We start from the raw sequence: 17,555 nt of genomic DNA, 5'->3' as shown, positions 1-17,555 counted from the left end.
GGCTCGCGAGACACCTGTTGGCATGATTGGCCTGGGGCTCATGGGATCGGCCCTCTCCGCGCGGCTGATCGACGCCGGCGTCGGCGTAATCGGCTTCGACATCGATGCCGCGAAGAACGACGGCTTGAGGGCCAGCGGCGCCGAGTTCGCCGCCTTCGCCGCCGATGTGGCGGCCCACTGCCGGACCATCGTCATCGCGGTGTACGACGCGGCCCAGGTCAAGGGATTGCTGCCGGACCTCGCCAACGCGGCGGTGCCGCCGCTCGTCATCTGCACCACCACCTGCGCGCCGGGCGAGATCGCTGTGATCGCCGAATTCGCGGCGCGCTCGCGCCTTGCCTTGATCGAGGCGCCGATCTCGGGCACCAGCGCCGAGGTCCGCGCCGGCACCGCCACCGCGCTGGTCGCCGGCGATGCCGATGTCATCGAAGCTGCCGCAGCGACGCTCGATATTCTCTGCCCGCAGCAGATCAATGTCGGTGCGATCGGCAATGCGAGCCGCACCAAGCTCGCCATCAACCTGATCCTGCAGAACAACCGCGCCGCGCTGGCCGAGGGCATCGCCTTTGCCGAGAGCCTCGGCCTCGACGGCGCGACGTTCCTTGCGACGGCGCGGCAATCGGCGGCATATTCCAGGGTAATGGACAGCAAGGGACCGAAAATGCTGGCGCGCGATTTCTCGCCGCAATCGCATATCGCGCAGACCTTGAAGGATGCCGAGCTGATCCTGCAGGAGGCCGGCCGGCACGGCCTTGCCTTGCCGCTAACCTCAGTGCAGGCCGACTTGCTGCGCGCGGCGATCGCGCTCGAAGGCCCCGAGAGCGACAGCGCCGCCGTGATCGAGGCGATCCGTGCCGGGCGCGGCCGGGATGAGGGGCATTCATGATCAATTGTGCGATCGTGGGCCTCGGCCGCTGGGGCCGCGCGCTGGTCGAGGCCGCGCAGAACGAGCCGCGGCTCAGGATCACAAGCGCGGTGGAACCCGACATCACCGGCGCCGCCGATTTTTGCGCGGCTCATGGCCTATCCGCCGCGACGAGCCTGGAGGCCGTGCTCGCCGCGCCCGAGATCGACGCCGTGCTGCTGGCGACGCCGCATTCGCTGCACCGGAGCCAAGTGATCGCGGCCGCCGCGGCCGGCAAGCAGGTGCTTTGCGAGAAGCCGCTGGCGCTTCGGCGCAACGACGCCGCCGAGATGTTCGCGGCCTGCCGCAACGCCGGCGTGCTGCTCGCGGTCGGGCATAATCGCCGGTTCTGGCCCTCGATGCGGGCGCTGCGCGCGATCACAGCCGGTGGCGGGCTCGGCACGATCCTGCATGTCGAGGGCCACAACAGCAACGAGAACTCGCAGACCATCACGCAGGGCTGGCGGCTGTCGCCCGAAGAGTCGCCCGGCGGCGGGCTGACCGGCGCCGGACTGCATGTGCTCGACGGCTTCGTCAGCCTGCTCGGCCCGGCACGCCAGGTCTATGCCCGGTTGAGTGCGCGCGAGGCCGGACCGCCGCCGCTCGACACTGCAACCTTGGCGATTGAATTTGTGAATGGCGTGAGCGCAACCCTTGCGACAATCCGCGCAACACCGTTCTATTGGCGCGTGCATGTGTTCGGAACGAAGGGATCTGCCGAAGTGCTCGACGAGGTGACGATGGTGCTGCGGAAATCCGGGGAGGCGCCCGCGACGACACGCTATCCGGCGGTCGACACGCTCGCCGCGGAACTTTCCGCCTTTGCCGACGCGGTCGAGGGCAAGCAGCCGTTCCCGGTGCCGGAGGCAGATGTGCTGGCAACGCTCGCTGCATTCGAGGCCGCACTGCAGTCGATGCAGACAGGACACCCGGCCGCCTGCCATATGGCATACCAGTGACCCACCATGTCTGAACAACCGGACAGGGCGAGATCGTCCCGCTATCGCGACATCGCCACCGGACTACAGAGGGACATCCGTCTCGGCACCTACGCGGTCGGCAATCTGCTGCCGACCGAGACCGAGCTGATGGCAAGCTTCAGTGCGAGCCGCCAAACCGTGCGCGAGGCGCTGCGCATCCTGATCGAGCAGGGCCTGATCGTGCGCCGCGCCGGCCTCGGCTCGGTGGTGATCGCGTCCGAGCCGCCGGTATTGTTCACCCACAGCGTCAAGTCGCTGGGCGAGTGGCTGCGTTATTCCAACGAGACCTACCGCGACGTCGTGGCAAGCAGCGATATCGTCGCCGACCGCAAGCTGGCCGGGCTCCTGAAATGCGAGCCCGGCAGGAGCTGGTTCCTGATCGAGGCGGTACGCCGCTCCGACCAGTTCGCCGCGCCGCTCGGCTGGACCGAGATCTACGTGCTGCGCCGGTTCGCCGATGTCGTGACCCGCAGCGACCATGGGCGCACCCCGGTGCACGAGCAGATCGCCAAGATGTACGGCCAGGTCACCGAGCGCGCCCAGATGGAAATCTTCGTGCGGGGCATGCCGGCGCCGATTGCCAAGGCGCTCGGCGTCAAGACCGGCTCGCCGGCGCTCACCGTGGTACGCCGCTACTACGGCCTGCGCGAGGAACTGTTCGAGGTCACCATCACCACGCACCCTGAAGGGCGCTACACCTACACGATGGACATGCAGCGCTCGCTGCGGCCGAAGCTTTAGGGGAAACGCCTTACCGCGCCCGCGCCAAATGCGTGCTGGCAGAGGTGTGCGCCATCTGCGGGGTGCCGCTCACGCCCCAGACCGCGACCGCGATCAGCGCGGCCGCCCAGACATATGGCACAGCATTCAGCTTCTTCATTCCGAGATCATCCCCACGTCCTGGGAGCACTGACCAGTCTCACGACCCTGGTCGTGAATCTCACGACCGAGATCATCAGCGTCTCACCAGGCGTCCGTCCTCACAACGCTACTAAGGTTAGACCTTGTCGGTTTCAGGACGCCTTCGTGCCAATCCGGAAATGATTTCGTCGGAACCGGCCTCTCTCATCCCAATTGATGAGACCGCGGGCCCGACCGGCTTCGGCTCCATTCGAGACAAAGGCAAAGAGAATTTTCTGCCCAAATTTGAGTCAGACGCACAACAAACATACCAAACGTGCGGCCGCTGAATTCTTTTTGATTGTCGCGGCGACTCCGGCCGTGTCATCAGGGCGATGACAGTGTGATGACAAGGGGCCTCCCGTGACTGCCCAACCGGCCAAACCGCAAGGCGGCTCCCGCCGCCACTCCAAGGAAACGCAGGAGGAGGTGGTGCGGTCGCTGGAACGGGAACTGAAGCTCCTGACCGAAGAGCGCCATGAGCGCGCGCTCCGGCTCGGCCTCGACATTGCAGGCAAGACGCCGAAGACGGACCAGTAGGGCCGCTGCCGCGTCTCGACCCTAAGGCACACGATCTTCACCGCTGATTCGCGCGACCGTCTGCCATGGCCGGTGTGTGCTGGCATGCGTCAATCGTGATGCGGCCGCTCCGGGCACGACGGCGAGGCCGTTGCGCGGGGAGACGGGGGATGCGATTCGAATGTCAAACAGCCAGGCTCTCGGTGTCATCACCCGCGCATGCGGGTGATCCAGTATTCCAGAGACGCCAGCGCTTGAGCCGACGGGCCGCGGCGTACTGGATCGCCCGGTCAAGCCGGGCGATGACAGTTTGGGTTGGGACGCAGCTTCGCGTTCTCGCGACATGATTTGTCCGAGCTTTGCTCTTCGTTCCACCCTCCTCTCGCAGAGGGCGCAGGGAAAGCCGGGTGCCGATCGCACCCATGGGCCCCGAGCAATGGGTAGTAAGCTCGGGGGTAGGACCACAGGTGTAACCGGAGCAATCCGGCTTTCCCTGCGCGATGGGTTACGGCTTACTTAGTGCTCTCCCCGGCGAGACTGGGCTTGCTTGTCACCGCCTTCGCATCACGCCTTCGCGTGTTGCGACGAGACACCTGCCGCTAGGGCGTCAGGACCACACGACTTCACCGTCCGCTTCGCGTGCTCTCGTCAGTCACACGCTCGGCGTCCACCGCATCTCACACCGCGTTCGTGACGACCGCGAAGCGCCCCTCGATCGGATGAGACGGGCATATTGAACATCTGAGTTGGGTCAGGTGTCAAGCAAAATTCTGAAAAGCCGAACGAGATAGCCGAGGATTGACGGCTCGTAGGATGGGTGGAGCGAAGCGATACCCATCATCTGCGCCGCGGGCATAAATCGATGGGTTTCGCTTCGCTCCACCCATCCTTGCTCTGCTGCGAGGGCTTGCGCCGTCGGGCAACTCACTGGCAGGGGCGCCCGACGGCCACATTTCCGCCCAAGAAAATGAGCGCTCTAGCAAAGGTTGGAAGTCGCTTTCAGAACACTTTTCTTGCAGTTCATTTTCCAGTGGGTGCTGCCATGACCTTGATCGATGGCTTGGGTTACCTCGCGTCGGCGCTTGTATTGCTGACGTTCTGCATGAGCACCATGTTGAGCCTGCGCACCGTCGCGATATTCAGCAATCTGGCGTTCATCAGCTATGGATTGGGCGACCGGATCTATCCGGTGCTCATCCTGCACATCATTCTGCTGCCGCTGAACGTGCTGCTGCTGTTCCAGATGGTCCGCCTGCTCCGCAAGGCCAAGCTTGCTGCGGCGACGGATCTTTCTCCGAACTGGCTGCAACCGTTCATGCACGCAAAGCACATCAAGGCGGGAGAAACGATCTTCAGGAAAGGCGACGATGCCGACCTTCTCTATATGGTCGTGTCGGGGCAGGTCAGGTTTCCCGAGATCGATCGCGGGGTATCGGCAGGCGAACTGTTCGGAGAGATCGGACTGTTTTCCCTTGAACGGCGTCGTACTCAGACAGCCGTGGCGGCGACTGATGTGGATCTGCTGTGGATCAGCGACGCTGCGCTGAAGAAGCTGTGCGAGCGCAATCCAGGACTGTCGCTGTATTTCCTGCGACTGACGGCGACCCGGATGACGGAGAACGCGGCCCGCGCAATCGGGGCCGCCGCACCCAATCCGGTGTAACCGCGCTGGAAGATGTGCGTCGCCTGCCGGTCCTACGGCGCGGACGAAACCGCTGGGCTCGGCAACGGCGCAAACTGCATCTCGGCGACGGCCGAGCCTGCATAAGCACTGGCGATCAGGATCATGACTCGAATGGCGACGAACATGGTGCCTCCTCAGTGTTTTTCTTGGTCTCTCAATGCCAGAGACTTCTTTCGCCCCGGTGAGGAAAGCTGGTTGCTGCAACCTTGAGGGCATTGGTAAGCGAGCCGTTTACGCAGCCATCGCACGAAGTGGGAACCGTTTCACCACGTGGGAACCGTATCGACCGATCGATCGGACCGCTAAACGCGCGGTTCACTGTCGCAGGGCATTGTTCGCCTCAATCAAGAAGGCGCAATCACAATGCCGATTTTCAGGACGATTCTTGTTGCCGTATCGATTTTTCTTGCCAGTTTGTACGTCTACGACGCCTGCCGCAACGTCGACTTGCTCATGATGGCGCCGGTCGGCGACGTCGTTGCACAGCGCTGGCCGGAAGGGGATGCGTTCCGTCCCACGGCCGCCCCGGTCTCAGCCGCCGCTGCCGACCCGACGCCGGCGGCGCGCGTTAGGGAAACGTTTGCGATGTTCATCCCCAGGGACGGCCGGCGCCATACGCCGATGCAGCGCAGCCTATAGTGGCTTCTGGTTCAGCCCAGGGATACGCCCGCCTTTGCGCGGCTCATGCCCAGGGTCACAATGCGATGCAGCAGACCCGCGTAGTCCAGTCCGTCATGCAGGGCCGCGGTTGCGAATTCCTGGCTCTTGGCGATTTCAGGATTGGGATTGGCCTCGATGAAATAGGGAACGCCATTGGTCGAGAGGCGGAAGTCGATGCGCGCATAGCCGTCGAGCCCGAGCGTCCGGTAGATGCGTTTCGCCAGCCGCTGAATATGGGCGGATAGTTCCGGCGTCAGATTCCCGGCCGGCCCGTCCTCAATTCCGATGCGCTCCTGATAGCTCGGATCGTGCTTGACCTTCTCGGTGGCGATGTGCCGCGCACTGTGACCGCCCATGCTGCCGAACTTCAATTCCCAGACCGGCAGAACCCGCAGCCGGTTGTTGCCGAGCACGCCGACATAGAGCTCGCGCCCCTCGATGAACTGCTCGGCGATGGCGGCGGTTCCGATCCGTTCGTGGATGAAGGCAACCCGCTCGGCAAGCTTCTCGTCGGTGTCGACGATCGAGGCCTGCGAGATGCCGAGCGATCCATCCGAGCTCAGGCTTTTGACGATCAGCGGCAGCTCCAGACGCGGCGGCCGCTTGACCTTGCGGCGCATCGGGAACACGGCGAAGGCCGGCACCGGAATCCGGCGATGATGCACCAGCGTCTTGGACAGATCCTTGCCGCGCGCCAGGATCAGGCCGCGCGGGTTGCAGCCGGTATAAGGGATCTTCATCAGCTCGAGATAGCTCGCGATGTGCTGGTCGTACACCACCTCGTAGTGAAACTCCTCCAGCAGCGTGAACACCACATGCGGCTTGAAATCTTCGATGGCGTCGCGGACCGGCTTGATTTCCTCCTGCACGCCGAGCGGACGGACCTCGTGGCCGGCCGCGCGCAAGGTGCTGACGACGTCGTATTCCGTCTTCCAGGCATTGATCTCCTGGGCGGAGTAGCCGTCCGAGGAATCCGGCGGCACGAAGTCCGGGTGCATCAGCACGAGAATGCGAAGACGTTTCATAGCGCGATCCATTTCCGGCGCGACGGGCCGAACAGCGCGTGCATGGTCTTGGCGGTGAGCAGGATGGTGAAGTTGGCCACAAGCTTCTGCTCAGGGCCGACCGCGCGCAGATTGAGCTCGCGGCAGCGCGAGATCATATCATCAAGCACGGCGTCGAGCGTCAGCTGGTTCTCGCCGGTCCAGCGCGCCACCAGCTGCCTGATCTGGGCGCGGTGCCGCCTAATGAAGAGTGAGGCGGCCGGATGCCGTTGATGCCGTGGATCGGCGGAGAACAGCTTGGACAGGTCGCGATCGTAGGTCTTCGGTGGATTGAAGGCGTAGAACGCCTGCTTCTTCTTGTAGTGCTCGCGGAGGGTCTGCTTGAGTGAATGCAACGGATCGACGCGCTCGCGCGCCGTGAGCAGCGGCCGCTTGCCGGCAATCTCGCCCATCAGCTCGTCGACATATTCGAGCTTCTTCAGCGCCGGCCAGCCGGCATAGCGCGTCCGCCAGTTCGAGCGCGGCCGCAGCCACACCGCGAAGGTTTCCGCAAAATCCTCATCAGGATGGCTCTGCGCGTACCAGAGCCGCAGATGCTGGACATAACTCCGGCTGGCCGGATTCGGCCGATAGTAGCGCGGGTAGTGGCGCGACGACGGACCGAACAGCTGCTGCCAGCGCCGGCGGCGCTGCAGCTGGTAGCCATGCTGGATGACATGGCCTGCCTCGTGACGGAGAATGGCCATGCACTCGGACCAGGTGCCGCCCTCGACGTCGAGCATCATCTTCTTCTCGAGCTTCATCAGGCGGGGATGCGCGAGATAGAACGGGATCGCGATCCCCGGCGTATTTGACGGACTGAACCATTCGCTCGAGATCCATGCGTGCGGCCGCAGCCGCAGCCCCCGCTCATCGAGCTCCTCATTGAGCGTGCGGACACAGTCCGCCAGCCAGGTGCCCTCGACCTTCACCCTCAGGCTGCTGAGGCGCTGCTCCAGCAACTGCTCATCGGTCAGCTTCTCCCAGGCATAGTTCGGGCGCGGCATGGGTCTCCAGACGTCACGACAAATCGAAATCGGGATGCTGTCATAGGTTGCTGCCGGTCACAACCGCCCGGCCCTCGCGGCGGCCGGCCTTCGGCCCGCCCCGGGCAGCGACCGCGCGGAACGCCGACGCCCTCGCGCTTTCTGCTATGGTCGACCGACATTCACTTAGGCAATTTGAGGGGACGGGAATGGATTATCGGCGACGACTGCTTTTTCACGGCATGGCCCTGTTCCTGATTGGGCTGGTCACCGGCCTTCTTGAGCAGCACTTCAGCAATGTGCGGATGGCGCTCGCAGCGCATCTCGAAGGCGTGATGAATGGCACCTTCCTGCTCGCGGTCGGTGCGATCTGGAGCGAGGTCAGGCTGCCGTCCCGCGCCAGCACGATAGCCTACTGGGCGCTGCTGTGCGGGACCTACGGCAACTGGGCCGTGGCCACGATCGCCGCCATTCTCGGAACCGGCGCACTTTCGCCGATCACCGCGCCCGGCCTCAGCGCCGCGCCATGGCAGGAAACGCTCGTGACCGCAGGATTCATCTCGATCGGCCTTGCGATCATCGCAGCATCGATCCTGCTGCTGTGGGGGCTGCGCAGCAAGGCGGCGCTGGTTGCGCCCAAGGCCTGACCCAGCGCTGCACGGCAGCAGCGCACACTTTCCGGAGCATGCAGCCTCGTAGAGCGAGTGAGCGAAGCGATACCCGGGGTTGGTCACCGCAAAGACCCGCAAGTCGCTGCGCTCATGCGGGCTACGTGGTTGCGCTTTGCGTCGAAACCGCGAAGCCGTCAGCGGCAGCCGTGATCCTGCGCGGCGCGCGCGGCCGCAGCCGCACGCCGCTGCAACAATTCGCGCTCCCGCGTATTGCCGGCGAGATCAGCCGCGGCCTCGAACGCGACGCGGGCCTCCTCGAAGCGGCTCAGGCGGTGCAACAGGTCGCCGCGCACACTCGGCAGCAGATGATAGGATTTCAGCGCCGGCTCGTGCGCGAGACCGTCGACGATCGCAAGCGCGGCGAGCGGGCCTTCCGCCATGCCGATCGCGACCGCGCGGTTGAGCTCGATCACGGGCGAATTTACCAGCGCGGCGAGATCGCCGTAGAGGGTAGCGATGCGGCGCCAATCGGTCGCGTCCGATGTCCCGGCCTCGGCATGGCAGGCGACGATCGCAGCCTGCAGCGCATAGAAGCCGCCGGCGCCGCCGAGCTCGCGGGCGCGCGCCAGTGCGAGCTGGCCGCGGCGGATTTGCAGGCGGTCCCAGCGGGCACGGTTCTGGTCCATCAGCAGGATCGGCTCGCCGTTCGCATCGGTGCGCACCGCCATCCGCGAGGCGTTGAGCTCCATCAGCGCGGTGAGGCCGTGCGCTTCCGGCTCCAATGGGGCGATCGCGGTCAGCACGCGGCCCAGGCGCAGCGCCTCGTTGCAGAGCTGCGGCCGCAGCCATTGGTCGCCGGTCGCCGCGGTATAGCCCTCGTTGAAGATGAGGTAGACGATTTCGAGCACCGAGGCGAGCCGCTCCGACAATTCCGCGCCGCGCGGCGTTTCGTAGGCGAGGCCGGATTCCGACAGCGTGCGCTTGGCGCGCACGATACGCTGGGCGATCGCCGCCTCGGTCTGCAGGAAGGCGCGCGCGATCTCCTCGGTGGTCAGGCCGCAGATCATCCGCAGCGCCAGCGCGGCGCGGGCCTCGCGCGACAGAAGCGGATGGCAGGCGGTGAAGATCAGCCGCAGCAATTCGTCGCCGATATCGTCGTCTAGCGCGGAATCGAAATCGGGCATGGTCTCCTGCTCCCGCGCCAGATCGTGCGCAAGCATGCCGTGCCGCCGGCTGAGCATGCGATTGCGCCTGAGATGATCGAGCGCGCGGCGCTTGGCGGTGGCCATCAGCCAGGCGTCCGGTTTCTCCGGCACGCCGCTGACCGGCCAATGCTCGAGCGCCGCGATCAGCGCTTCCTGGGTCAGGTCCTCGGCGAGCGGCACGTCGCGCAGCATCCGCGACAGGCTGGTGATCAGCCGCGGCTGCTCGATGCGCCATACACCGAGAATGGTGCGCTGGATGTCGTCCGCGGTCACGCCGGACACCGGCAACACACCATCATCGTCAGCACTCCATGAAGGGACGAACCTCGCATGACAGTTCCCAATCCGGCATGTGGTCAAGATGAAGCTGCATGAACTCGACCGCGCGCGCCACGGCCTCCTCCTTGTCCTTCAGCTCGAAAACGGCATAACCGCCGACCACCTCCTTGGCCTCCATGAAAGGACCATCGGTGACGGTGAGCTTGCGGTCCTTGATTTTCACCTCCGCGCCCGCCGTTCGGGGCAGCAGTGCGCCGGTATCAAGCATGCGGCCGGCCGCGATCTCGCGGTCGGCGAGCTTGCCGATCGCCTCGCGCAGCGCGGGATTTGGCAACATCGGCTTCTCGGCGACCAGGACATACATGAAGCGCATCGCGTGCCCTCCTCTATTCACCGCACTGGCCGGCAAAGCCGGCAAAGGCGCGGACCTCGCAAGTGCCTTCCCAGCCCGGCATGTGGTCCCTGTGCAGCTGCATGAACTCGACCGCGAGCGCCACCGCCTCCTCCTTGCTGCGCAGCTCCGAGATGGCGTAGCCGCCGATCACCTCCTTGGCCTCGACGAAGGGGCCGTCGACGACGCTGAGCTCGCCGCCGACCAGGCGAACCTGTGCACCGGTGGCAAGCGGCATCAGGCCGGCATTGTCGATCATGCGGCCGGCCTTGATCTCGCGGTCGGCGAGCTTGTGCATCGCCTCCAGCAGTTCCGGGGTCGGCTGCTGTGGCGGCTGAGACGAGAGGACGATCGACATAAAGCGCATGAAATGCTCCTGTTCCCGGCGAGCGGCAGGATTATTGCGGTGAAATCGGCTCGCTATGGGGGACGACGATCCGGGGCGGGCAGGATCGACAGGGGGCTGGGAATTATTTTTGAGTATTGCTGCGTAAGAGGGCGACAACCCCCTCCCCGTCACCCTGAGGTGCGAGCCTTGCGGCGCAAGTGCGCCGCTGGGCGAGCCTCGAAGGGTGCGCGGCCCGGCTGGTGGCCCGTCGATCCTTCGAGACGCCGCTTCGCGGCTCCTCAGGATGACGGAGAACTAGGCCCGCAAGCGGGAGAGGCAAGCGACCCTACTGCTCCCGCAGCATGATCAGCGGGTCGGCGCTGTCGGGGACGCGGCGCCACTGGGCGTTGTCGTCGGCCTCGAACTGCCAGGTCTCGCCCTTGGGCGACATCAGGACCATCTGGCCGTGGTCGAGCCGCCACAGCGTCGGGTTGAAGGCCGCGACCGCCGGATCGCATTTGCCTTTCAGGAACACCTGGAAATTGTCGTTGCCAGCCTCCGTGTTGGTCAGCACCAGCACGCAGATCGCCTGGCCATTGCCGCGCACCATCGACCAGTCGCCGATCATCTGGTCCATCGACTTGGCGAGCGAACGGGCGGCGGCGAGGTTTTGCAGGATGTAGACGCCTTCGTTGGTGCGCATGCCCTCGAAGATGCCGGTCTCGACCTCGGTGAAATCGATCACCGCCTCGCCGGCCGCGTTCTGCAGCCGCACGATGTCGCCGAGGCCCTTGATGCTCCAGCCGGCGATGTCCTTGGTGAAGGGCAGCGCGGCGGCGCAGGCCGGCTCGAGCTCGAGCTTGAAGCCTTGCGGTGTCGCATCCGGTTTCAGCGTCACGACGCAGGTCTTGCTGCGCTCGGTGGTGGCGAGCTCCCACTGCCCGATCATGTCCTTCTTCAACGTCGAGGCATCCTGCGCCGCTGCCGGACCGCATGCGGCCAGCAGCAGCAGGAGCGCGACCTTGAAGCGGGACGATGACATCAGCGGTCCTTCACCGGGGTCTCGGCAACCGGCGTCAGCGGCGGCTTGCCGGCGAACCAGTTCTTGATGTTGTCGACCACGAGCTGGTCCATCGCATTGCGCGTCACCACCGAGGCCGAGCCGATATGCGGCAGCAGCACGACGTTCTGCATCGCCTTAAGTTCGTCCGGCACGTTGGGCTCAGCCGCGAACACGTCGAGGCCGGCGGCCAGGATCGTGCCGGATTTCAGCGCCGCGACCAGCGCCGGCTCGTCGACCACCGAGCCGCGCGCGACATTGATCAGCACGCCGCGCGGGCCGAGCGCCTTCAGCACGTCGGCATTGATCATCTTCGCCGTCGAAGCGCCACCCGGCACGATGACGATCAGGGTGTCGACCGCCTTCGCCATCTCGATCAGATCGGGATAGTGCTTGTAGGCGACGTCCTTGGACGGATTGCGCGAGTGATAGGACACCGGCACGCGCGACGCCTCGAGGCGGCGGCCGATCGCCTGGCCGATCCGGCCCATGCCGACGATGCCGATCTTGCGGTCGCGCAACGAGCCGACGCTGAGCGGATAGTTCTGGGTCTGCCACAGGCCGGAGCGCACGTAGCGGTCGGCCTTGACGAACTCGCGCAGCGTCGCGATCAACAGCCCCATCGCGACGTCGGCGACCTCCTCGGTCAGCACATCGGGCGTATTGGTGACCACAATATTGTGATCGCGGGCGTAATGGGAATCGACGTGGTCGTAGCCAACGCCGAAGCTGCCGACGATCTCGAGTTTCGGAAACAGCGCCATCGCGGTCTTGTCGGTCGCCATCGTGTGATAGGTGACGGCGATGCCGCGGATCTTGGCGAGCGTGTCGGGCGTCAGCCGTTCGAGGTCGCCGCGGCTTTCGGCCCGGTGCAGCACGTATTGATCGGAAAAGCCGTTTTCGAGGATTGGCCTGACAGGTCCATAGATCAACAGATCGATCTTTTCGGAAGAAATCGGGGCCATCAATTGTCCTTTCCTAACGCGCTCTCATGCCAACGCCGCAACAGAACGTGCGAAACTAGCGCCAGCACCCCATAGATGACAATCCCGGCCAGCGATAGCAGCAGAAGTGCTGCAAACATGCGGGGAATATTCAGCCGGTAGCCCGATTCAGCGATCCGGAACGCCAGGCCCGAGCCGGCGCCGGCGCTGCCCGCCGCGATCTCCGCGACCACGGCGCCGATCAGCGACAGCCCGCCGGCGATGCGCAGGCCGCCGAGGATATAGGGCAGCGCCGCTGGCAGCTTCAGGAACAGCAGCGTCTGCAGCCGTGAGGCGCCATACAATTGAAACAATCCGGCGAGGTTGCGATCGACCGAGTTGAGGCCGAGCGTCGTGTTCGACAGCACCGGAAAGAACGCCACGATCCAGGCGCAGACGATCACGGCGGTCTGCTGCTGCAGATAGATCAACAGCAGCGGCGCGATCGCGATCACGGGCGTGACCTGCAGCACCACGGCATAGGGAAACAGCGAATATTCCAGCCATTTCGACTGGTTGAACAGCAGCGCCAGCGCGACGCCGCCGATCGCGGCGGCAACGAAGCCTTCGAGCGTGGTCAACAGCGTGACGCCGAGCGATTGCGACAGCACCGGCCAGTCCGCAACCAGCGTCTTCAGCACCAATAGCGGGCTCGGCAGCACATAGGGCTGAATGGCATAGGCGCGGACGATGGCTTCCCAGAGCACGAGGCCCGCGGCGAACACCGCGACGGGAAGCAGGAAGCGCACGAGATCCTGCGGAGATTTCATGCGCCCGCCTGCCCTGCATAGGACGGCGCAAGCGCGCCCGAGACCTCGCGGCAGAACGCGGCATATTCGGCCGAGGTGCGGAACTCCTCGCCGCGCGGCTCGGAGGACGTGATGCGAAACTCGGCACCGATCCGGCCCGGGCGCGCGGTCATCACGATCACGCGTTGCGACAGATAAACCGACTCGAACACCGAGTGCGTCACGAAGATGACGGTCTTGTGCAAATTGCGCCACAGCGACAGCAGGTCGTTGTTGAGGCGAAAGCGCGTGATCTCGTCGAGCGCCGCGAACGGCTCGTCCATCAACAGGATATCCGGATCGGTGACCAGCGCGCGGGCCAGCGACACCCGCATCTTCATGCCGCCGGACAATTCGCGCGGATAGGCGGTCGCGAACTCGCTGAGCCCGACCTGATCCAGCGCCGCATCGATGCGTGCATCGGCGCCGGCCGTAGGCACCCGGGCGAGCTTCAGCGGCAGGCGGACATTGTCGCGCACATTGGCCCACGGCATCAGGGTCGGCTCCTGAAACACGAAGCCGATCCTGTGGCTGCCGCGCTGCTCGGTGCCGTGATGGGCGATCTCGACCGTGCCGGCGCTGGGCGTGGCGAGGCCGGCAATCAGCCGCAGCGCGGTGGACTTGCCGCAACCGGAGGGCCCGAGCAGCGAGACGAATTCGCCGCTGTCGACGTCGAGGTCGAGCGGCCCGAGCGCCGTCACGCCGGAGTCATAGGTCTTGATGACGCCGCGCAGGCGCACGGCTGACCGGGCATTCGATCCAGACAACGCAGCCCCCGCCATCCGGCCGTCAGTTCTTCGGCCGGAGCTCGACGCCGACCGCCTTGTTGACGAAGCGCAGCGTGTAGCCCTGGCGATAGTCGATGGTGCTCTTGACCACGCCGGCGCGCACCATCTTGTCGAAGAAGCTCGCCATCCGCTCGTCGGTCATGGCGCCGATGCCGTTCTTGATGGAATCGCCGGAATCGACGATGCCGTGCTCGCGCATCTTGGCGACGCAATAGGCCAGCAACTCGTCGTTCATGTCGGGATTGAGCTTCTTGATCATCGCGTTGCCGGCCGAGTTGTCGCCGTAGACGTAATGGTACCAGCCGACAACAGAGGCGTCGACGAAGCGCTGCACCAGATCCGGCTTCTTGTCGACTAGGTCGCGGCGGGTCTCGATCAGGGTCGAGTAGGAGTTGAAGCCGTAATCGGCGAGCAGCAGCACGTTCGGCTTGAAGCCGGCGGCCTTCTCCACCGCAAAGGGCTCCGAGGTGACGTAGCCCTGCATCGCGGTCTGCTTGTTCACGATGAAGGGTTGCGGGTTGAAGGTGTAGGGCTTCACCTTGTTCTCGTCGAAGCCGTATTCCGACTTCAGCCACTGGAAGTAGCTGGTGATGCCCTCCTTCGAGATCAAAAGCGTCAGCGGCTTCAGGTCCTCGATCTTGCTGGCCTTGACCTCCGGATGGGTCAGGAAGACCTGCGGGTCCTTCTGGAACATCGCGGCAACCGCGACCAGCGGCACGTTGTTGGTGACGGCGTCGAAGGTCTGCAGCGAGTTCGCGCTCATGAAGAAGTCGAGCTTGCCCGCGATCAGGAGCATGCGGTTGTTCTCGTTGGGACCGCCGGGCACGATGGTGACGTCGAGGCCGTATTTCTTGTAGGTGCCGTCGGCGACCGCCTGGAAGAAGCCGCCATGCTCGCCCTCGGCGACCCAGTTGGTGCCGAACGAGACCTTGTCCAGCGTCTGTGCCTGCGCCGGGACGATGGCCGCGGCAACGCAAAGGGCGGCAGCCAGAAGGCTCGTGGTTAACGCTCGCGGCAAAAAGGCCCGGATCATGGTTGGACTCCGTCTGACATTATGGCCCATGATGGAAGGCCGGGGCGCGGATCATGCCCCGGCGACGAGGATCGCGCCCGAAGACGCAGACGCCTCTATGATGTTAAACGAACTAGCCTGCAAATCCACCCAATGAAACGCTTGCTTGATGACTTCTCAGCTTCCGCCCCGTGACTGGACTGCGATCCACTGGCCCGATATCGCCGGGGACGCGGCCGCGCGCTGGATCGCGGTGCTGCCGCTGGCCGCGACCGAGCAGCACGGGCCGCATCTGCCGCTTGGAACCGACGTCATGATCGGCGAGGCCTATCTGGCGCGGGTGCGCGAGCTGCTGCCGGCGTCCCGGTCTGTGACGTTCCTGCCGCTACAGCCGGTCGGGATCTCGACCGAGCACATCGATTTTCCGGGCACGCTGACGCTGCCGACCAGGGTGGCGCTGAACAGCTGGATGGCGCTCGGCGCGAGCGTGGCGCGCGCCGGGGTGAAGAAGCTCGTGATGGTGACGAGCCATGGCGGCAACTCCGCCGCGATGCAGCTCGTGGCGCAAGATTTGCGCGCGCAACACGGCATGCTGGTGGTGACGACGAGCTGGTCGCGCTTCGGTGCGCCGGACGGGCTGTTCGATGCCGACGAATTGCGCCACGGCATCCATGGCGGCGCGGTCGAGACCTCGATCATGCTGGCGAAATATCCGCACGCCGTGCGCCAGGATGCGATCGCCGACTTCAAGCCCGCCAGCGTAAGAATCGAAAAGGATTATCGCTTGCTGTCGACGCAACGGCCGGCGCCGTTTGCCTGGCAGGCGCAGGACCTCAATCCGAGCGGCGCGATCGGCGATGCGACCCAAGCCTCGGCCGAGAAGGGCGAGCAGCTGATCGAGCACGGCGCACGCGCGTTCTGCGAACTGCTCGCCGACGTCGACAGGTTCGATCCGAGCATCTTTCGCGGCAGCTGATCGGAATTGCTTCGTCGGGGCAATGGCGACGAAACAATTCACGAAACCATATTTCCGGCCTCATCTCTCGAACCGGAACCGGGAAGCCTCCGTCCAACGGGCATGCGGACCACACCGGCGCCGCGCCCACACAGGATGGAGTATTCCATGTCGATCAAGACCAAGTTTGCCGCCATCGCCCTCACCGCGCTCGCCGTGACCGGCACCATCGCGTCCACCACCTCGCAGGCTGAAGCCAGGCCGTATGGCTGGGGTTGGGGCGTTGGCGCAGGCCTCGTCGGCGCCGCCGTTGTCGGCAGCGCGATCGCGGCCAGCGACGGCTACACCTACAACGGCGGCTATCGGCGCTGCGCCTGGGTGCGCCAGTACGACGCCTTCGGCAACTATATCGGCCGCGTGCGCTCCTGCTATTGATCGACGACATTTAAGGCTGCGGATCCGGTGTTCGGCACGGGTCCTCATCCACCCCGTGCCGCAACCGACCCGCCCGGTAATCCCCCCGGGCGGGTCAATCGTTGTGAGCTCGCGACAGGCGGGCCCAGCTCACAGATATTTCGCGATCAACCGGAAGTCGCGCAGCACGGCGCGGCCCTTCGGACCTCCGGCCTTCAGCGTGTCTTCCAGGCTGTGGCCGATGTGATCGTGGATCAGCGCCTTCTTGGCGCTTTCGATCGCGCTCTCCACCGCCTGCAATTGCTGGGCGATCTGCGCACAGGGCCGGCCCTGCTCGATCATCTCGACAATGGTCTCGAGATGGCCGTTGGCGCGCTTCAGGCGGCGCGCGATCGCGGCGTGCGGATGGTCGTCGGACATGCGGTTCTCCTATCCTCCCGGGAGGATAATCACGATCCTCCCGGGAGGATAGCAGAATCGGCTTGACAGGCCATTGGGCCGGGCGTAGTGCCCGATTGCCGGAACAATCGTTCCGCACCGGGTTCGCCCCCGGACGTCAACCCGACCACGAGCCAGCACAGAAGGCACATGGGCAGTAGCAACTCTGGCGACAGTAGCCCCGCAACGCCGGGACCATTGACGCCGCAACACAGCAAGACTGATCGCGCAGATATCGCCTGCGTGGACAGGCGGTCGCGCTTCAGCTGACCGCCCGCTCCTCACCGGCCTGCCGCGACCAGCGGAAGTGGAGGTGAGCGATGTTCGAAAAGCTCGCAAAATTCCGGCAAGCAAGCCCGCGGCGTGTTGTCGAGCCGCGGCGCATGCCGCCGCGGCCGGCCATGCATTGCAATGACAATCGGCCGGGCTTTCGCCGCCCGACGGACCGCCGGCGTCCAACCCCGGTCTGTCATTGGGTCCTGATCGATGGCCAGTTGGAATGCCGGTGGACCATCGACAACACCAGCGGCGATCTCGATCAACAGCGACGCGCGGGCCGACGCCTTGGCCCGCGCGCAACATTACCGCGCCACGTGGTGAAAGCCGCGGCGCGGATTTAGGAGGCCG

22 protein-coding genes are annotated in these 17,555 nt (G+C 65.0%); 10 read left to right on the top strand and 12 right to left on the bottom strand.

Going from position 1 to position 17,555, the window contains the following annotated elements; genetic code table 11:
• The first annotated feature begins 40 nt into the window (after positions 1-40).
• Genes V5279_RS02890 through V5279_RS02880 form a run of 3 tightly spaced genes read left to right on the top strand, consistent with a single transcriptional unit; the run spans position 41 to position 2,625 of the window.
• The gene (locus tag V5279_RS02890) at positions 41-886 is read left to right on the top strand and encodes an NAD(P)-dependent oxidoreductase (protein ID WP_338694934.1); all 846 of its coding nucleotides are present in this window, start codon (positions 41-43) and stop codon (positions 884-886) included.
• Complete coding sequence (locus V5279_RS02885) at positions 883-1,863, top strand: Gfo/Idh/MocA family oxidoreductase (RefSeq protein ID WP_338694932.1); 981 nt, start codon at positions 883-885, stop codon at positions 1,861-1,863. The genes V5279_RS02890 and V5279_RS02885 overlap by 4 nt, the downstream gene beginning before the upstream one ends.
• 6 nt (positions 1,864-1,869) lie before the next feature.
• Positions 1,870-2,625: a GntR family transcriptional regulator gene (locus V5279_RS02880; RefSeq protein WP_029078007.1), complete on the top strand. Its 756-nt coding sequence runs from the start codon at positions 1,870-1,872 to the stop codon at positions 2,623-2,625.
• Between the two features lie 10 nt (positions 2,626-2,635).
• Here the strand turns inward: V5279_RS02880 and V5279_RS02875 are convergent, their stop codons facing one another.
• Positions 2,636-2,764, bottom strand: a complete 129-nt coding sequence (locus tag V5279_RS02875; RefSeq protein ID WP_275949049.1) for a hypothetical protein — start codon at positions 2,762-2,764, stop codon at positions 2,636-2,638.
• Positions 2,765-3,147: 383 nt separating this feature from the next.
• On the opposite strand from V5279_RS02875, the gene V5279_RS02870 reads away from it, so the two are divergent.
• The 3 genes from V5279_RS02870 (at position 3,148) to V5279_RS02860 (ending at position 5,626) form a co-directional block, all read left to right on the top strand.
• Entirely contained in the window at positions 3,148-3,324 is a 177-nt protein-coding gene (locus tag V5279_RS02870) for a hypothetical protein (protein WP_338694924.1), read from the top strand.
• 1,021 nt (positions 3,325-4,345) lie between these two features.
• Positions 4,346-4,966, top strand: a complete 621-nt coding sequence (locus tag V5279_RS02865) for a Crp/Fnr family transcriptional regulator (RefSeq protein WP_165126799.1) — start codon at positions 4,346-4,348, stop codon at positions 4,964-4,966.
• Positions 4,967-5,350: 384 nt separating this feature from the next.
• Positions 5,351-5,626: a hypothetical protein gene (locus V5279_RS02860; protein ID WP_338694919.1), complete on the top strand. Its 276-nt coding sequence runs from the start codon at positions 5,351-5,353 to the stop codon at positions 5,624-5,626.
• Between the two features lie 11 nt (positions 5,627-5,637).
• On the opposite strand, the gene V5279_RS02855 is transcribed toward V5279_RS02860, so the two are convergent.
• Together V5279_RS02855 and V5279_RS02850 are read right to left on the bottom strand one after the other, a co-directional pair.
• A complete protein-coding gene (locus V5279_RS02855) occupies positions 5,638-6,672 on the bottom strand; it encodes a D-alanine--D-alanine ligase family protein (protein ID WP_338694916.1) in 1,035 nt (344 codons plus the stop codon).
• Positions 6,669-7,697, bottom strand: a complete 1,029-nt coding sequence (locus V5279_RS02850; protein ID WP_338694914.1) for a putative zinc-binding metallopeptidase — start codon at positions 7,695-7,697, stop codon at positions 6,669-6,671. The genes V5279_RS02855 and V5279_RS02850 overlap by 4 nt, the downstream gene beginning before the upstream one ends.
• 188 nt (positions 7,698-7,885) lie before the next feature.
• Here V5279_RS02850 and V5279_RS02845 point away from each other — a divergent pair, with 188 nt between their 5' ends.
• Positions 7,886-8,323, top strand: a complete 438-nt coding sequence (locus tag V5279_RS02845; RefSeq protein ID WP_166299229.1) for a hydrogenase — start codon at positions 7,886-7,888, stop codon at positions 8,321-8,323.
• A 158-nt stretch (positions 8,324-8,481) separates the two neighbouring features.
• Here the strand turns inward: V5279_RS02845 and V5279_RS02840 are convergent, their stop codons facing one another.
• The 8 genes from V5279_RS02840 to V5279_RS02805 form a co-directional block, all read right to left on the bottom strand.
• The gene (locus V5279_RS02840) at positions 8,482-9,765 is read right to left on the bottom strand and encodes an RNA polymerase sigma factor (RefSeq protein ID WP_338701816.1); all 1,284 of its coding nucleotides are present in this window, start codon (positions 9,763-9,765) and stop codon (positions 8,482-8,484) included.
• A 28-nt stretch (positions 9,766-9,793) separates the two neighbouring features.
• A complete protein-coding gene (locus V5279_RS02835; protein ID WP_166299230.1) occupies positions 9,794-10,144 on the bottom strand; it encodes a YciI family protein in 351 nt (116 codons plus the stop codon).
• 13 nt (positions 10,145-10,157) lie between these two features.
• On the bottom strand, positions 10,158-10,529 hold the full coding sequence (locus V5279_RS02830) for a YciI family protein (protein WP_338694911.1): 372 nt from the start codon (positions 10,527-10,529) through the stop codon (positions 10,158-10,160).
• 307 nt (positions 10,530-10,836) lie between these two features.
• Positions 10,837-11,532, bottom strand: coding sequence for an AprI/Inh family metalloprotease inhibitor (locus V5279_RS02825; RefSeq protein ID WP_338694909.1), 696 nt, complete (start codon positions 11,530-11,532; stop codon positions 10,837-10,839).
• A complete protein-coding gene (locus V5279_RS02820) occupies positions 11,532-12,515 on the bottom strand; it encodes a 2-hydroxyacid dehydrogenase (protein WP_166299233.1) in 984 nt (327 codons plus the stop codon). Before V5279_RS02820 ends, V5279_RS02825 begins: the two co-directional genes overlap by 1 nt.
• On the bottom strand, positions 12,515-13,303 hold the full coding sequence (locus tag V5279_RS02815) for an ABC transporter permease (RefSeq protein WP_338694906.1): 789 nt from the start codon (positions 13,301-13,303) through the stop codon (positions 12,515-12,517). The genes V5279_RS02820 and V5279_RS02815 overlap by 1 nt, the downstream gene beginning before the upstream one ends.
• Positions 13,300-14,103, bottom strand: coding sequence for an ABC transporter ATP-binding protein (locus V5279_RS02810; protein WP_338694904.1), 804 nt, complete (start codon positions 14,101-14,103; stop codon positions 13,300-13,302). Before V5279_RS02810 ends, V5279_RS02815 begins: the two co-directional genes overlap by 4 nt.
• Positions 14,104-14,110: 7 nt before the next feature.
• Positions 14,111-15,142: an ABC transporter substrate-binding protein gene (locus V5279_RS02805; RefSeq protein ID WP_166299236.1), complete on the bottom strand. Its 1,032-nt coding sequence runs from the start codon at positions 15,140-15,142 to the stop codon at positions 14,111-14,113.
• Positions 15,143-15,290: 148 nt separating this feature from the next.
• Between V5279_RS02805 and V5279_RS02800 the strand changes: the two genes are divergently transcribed.
• A complete protein-coding gene (locus V5279_RS02800; protein WP_338694901.1) occupies positions 15,291-16,097 on the top strand; it encodes a creatininase family protein in 807 nt (268 codons plus the stop codon).
• 147 nt (positions 16,098-16,244) lie between these two features.
• Positions 16,245-16,511: a hypothetical protein gene (locus V5279_RS02795; protein WP_166299238.1), complete on the top strand. Its 267-nt coding sequence runs from the start codon at positions 16,245-16,247 to the stop codon at positions 16,509-16,511.
• Between the two features lie 129 nt (positions 16,512-16,640).
• On the opposite strand, the gene V5279_RS02790 is transcribed toward V5279_RS02795, so the two are convergent.
• Complete coding sequence (locus tag V5279_RS02790; RefSeq protein ID WP_029083225.1) at positions 16,641-16,910, bottom strand: metal-sensing transcriptional repressor; 270 nt, start codon at positions 16,908-16,910, stop codon at positions 16,641-16,643.
• Positions 16,911-17,248: 338 nt separating this feature from the next.
• On the opposite strand from V5279_RS02790, the gene V5279_RS02785 reads away from it, so the two are divergent.
• On the top strand, positions 17,249-17,548 hold the full coding sequence (locus V5279_RS02785) for a hypothetical protein (protein WP_338694897.1): 300 nt from the start codon (positions 17,249-17,251) through the stop codon (positions 17,546-17,548).
• The last annotated feature ends 7 nt before the right edge of the window (positions 17,549-17,555 follow it).

The organism is Bradyrhizobium sp. 26S5 (assembly GCF_036923295.1).
GTDB classification, from domain to species: domain Bacteria; phylum Pseudomonadota; class Alphaproteobacteria; order Rhizobiales; family Xanthobacteraceae; genus Bradyrhizobium; species Bradyrhizobium septentrionale.
This window is presented reverse-complemented; position numbering and strand designations above follow the sequence as displayed.

What these genes read in the sequence shown, in the direction of transcription:
- V5279_RS02805 (WP_166299236.1), bottom strand. Translation starts at nt 15,142, where the DNA reads ATGATCCGGGCCTTTTTGCCGCGAGCGTTAACCACGAGCCTTCTGGCT.
- V5279_RS02800 (WP_338694901.1), top strand. Translation starts at nt 15,291, where the DNA reads ATGACTTCTCAGCTTCCGCCCCGTGACTGGACTGCGATCCACTGGCCC.
- V5279_RS02890 (WP_338694934.1), top strand. Translation starts at nt 41, where the DNA reads ATGGGATCGGCCCTCTCCGCGCGGCTGATCGACGCCGGCGTCGGCGTA.
- V5279_RS02825 (WP_338694909.1), bottom strand. Translation starts at nt 11,532, where the DNA reads ATGTCATCGTCCCGCTTCAAGGTCGCGCTCCTGCTGCTGCTGGCCGCA.
- V5279_RS02790 (WP_029083225.1), bottom strand. Translation starts at nt 16,910, where the DNA reads ATGTCCGACGACCATCCGCACGCCGCGATCGCGCGCCGCCTGAAGCGC.
- V5279_RS02830 (WP_338694911.1), bottom strand. Translation starts at nt 10,529, where the DNA reads ATGCGCTTTATGTCGATCGTCCTCTCGTCTCAGCCGCCACAGCAGCCG.
- V5279_RS02810 (WP_338694904.1), bottom strand. Translation starts at nt 14,103, where the DNA reads ATGGCGGGGGCTGCGTTGTCTGGATCGAATGCCCGGTCAGCCGTGCGC.
- V5279_RS02835 (WP_166299230.1), bottom strand. Translation starts at nt 10,144, where the DNA reads ATGCGCTTCATGTATGTCCTGGTCGCCGAGAAGCCGATGTTGCCAAAT.
- V5279_RS02785 (WP_338694897.1), top strand. Translation starts at nt 17,249, where the DNA reads ATGTTCGAAAAGCTCGCAAAATTCCGGCAAGCAAGCCCGCGGCGTGTT.
- V5279_RS02850 (WP_338694914.1), bottom strand. Translation starts at nt 7,697, where the DNA reads ATGCCGCGCCCGAACTATGCCTGGGAGAAGCTGACCGATGAGCAGTTG.
- V5279_RS02865 (WP_165126799.1), top strand. Translation starts at nt 4,346, where the DNA reads ATGACCTTGATCGATGGCTTGGGTTACCTCGCGTCGGCGCTTGTATTG.
- V5279_RS02885 (WP_338694932.1), top strand. Translation starts at nt 883, where the DNA reads ATGATCAATTGTGCGATCGTGGGCCTCGGCCGCTGGGGCCGCGCGCTG.
- V5279_RS02875 (WP_275949049.1), bottom strand. Translation starts at nt 2,764, where the DNA reads ATGAAGAAGCTGAATGCTGTGCCATATGTCTGGGCGGCCGCGCTGATC.
- V5279_RS02795 (WP_166299238.1), top strand. Translation starts at nt 16,245, where the DNA reads ATGTCGATCAAGACCAAGTTTGCCGCCATCGCCCTCACCGCGCTCGCC.
- V5279_RS02860 (WP_338694919.1), top strand. Translation starts at nt 5,351, where the DNA reads ATGCCGATTTTCAGGACGATTCTTGTTGCCGTATCGATTTTTCTTGCC.
- V5279_RS02820 (WP_166299233.1), bottom strand. Translation starts at nt 12,515, where the DNA reads ATGGCCCCGATTTCTTCCGAAAAGATCGATCTGTTGATCTATGGACCT.
- V5279_RS02845 (WP_166299229.1), top strand. Translation starts at nt 7,886, where the DNA reads ATGGATTATCGGCGACGACTGCTTTTTCACGGCATGGCCCTGTTCCTG.
- V5279_RS02855 (WP_338694916.1), bottom strand. Translation starts at nt 6,672, where the DNA reads ATGAAACGTCTTCGCATTCTCGTGCTGATGCACCCGGACTTCGTGCCG.
- V5279_RS02815 (WP_338694906.1), bottom strand. Translation starts at nt 13,303, where the DNA reads ATGAAATCTCCGCAGGATCTCGTGCGCTTCCTGCTTCCCGTCGCGGTG.
- V5279_RS02880 (WP_029078007.1), top strand. Translation starts at nt 1,870, where the DNA reads ATGTCTGAACAACCGGACAGGGCGAGATCGTCCCGCTATCGCGACATC.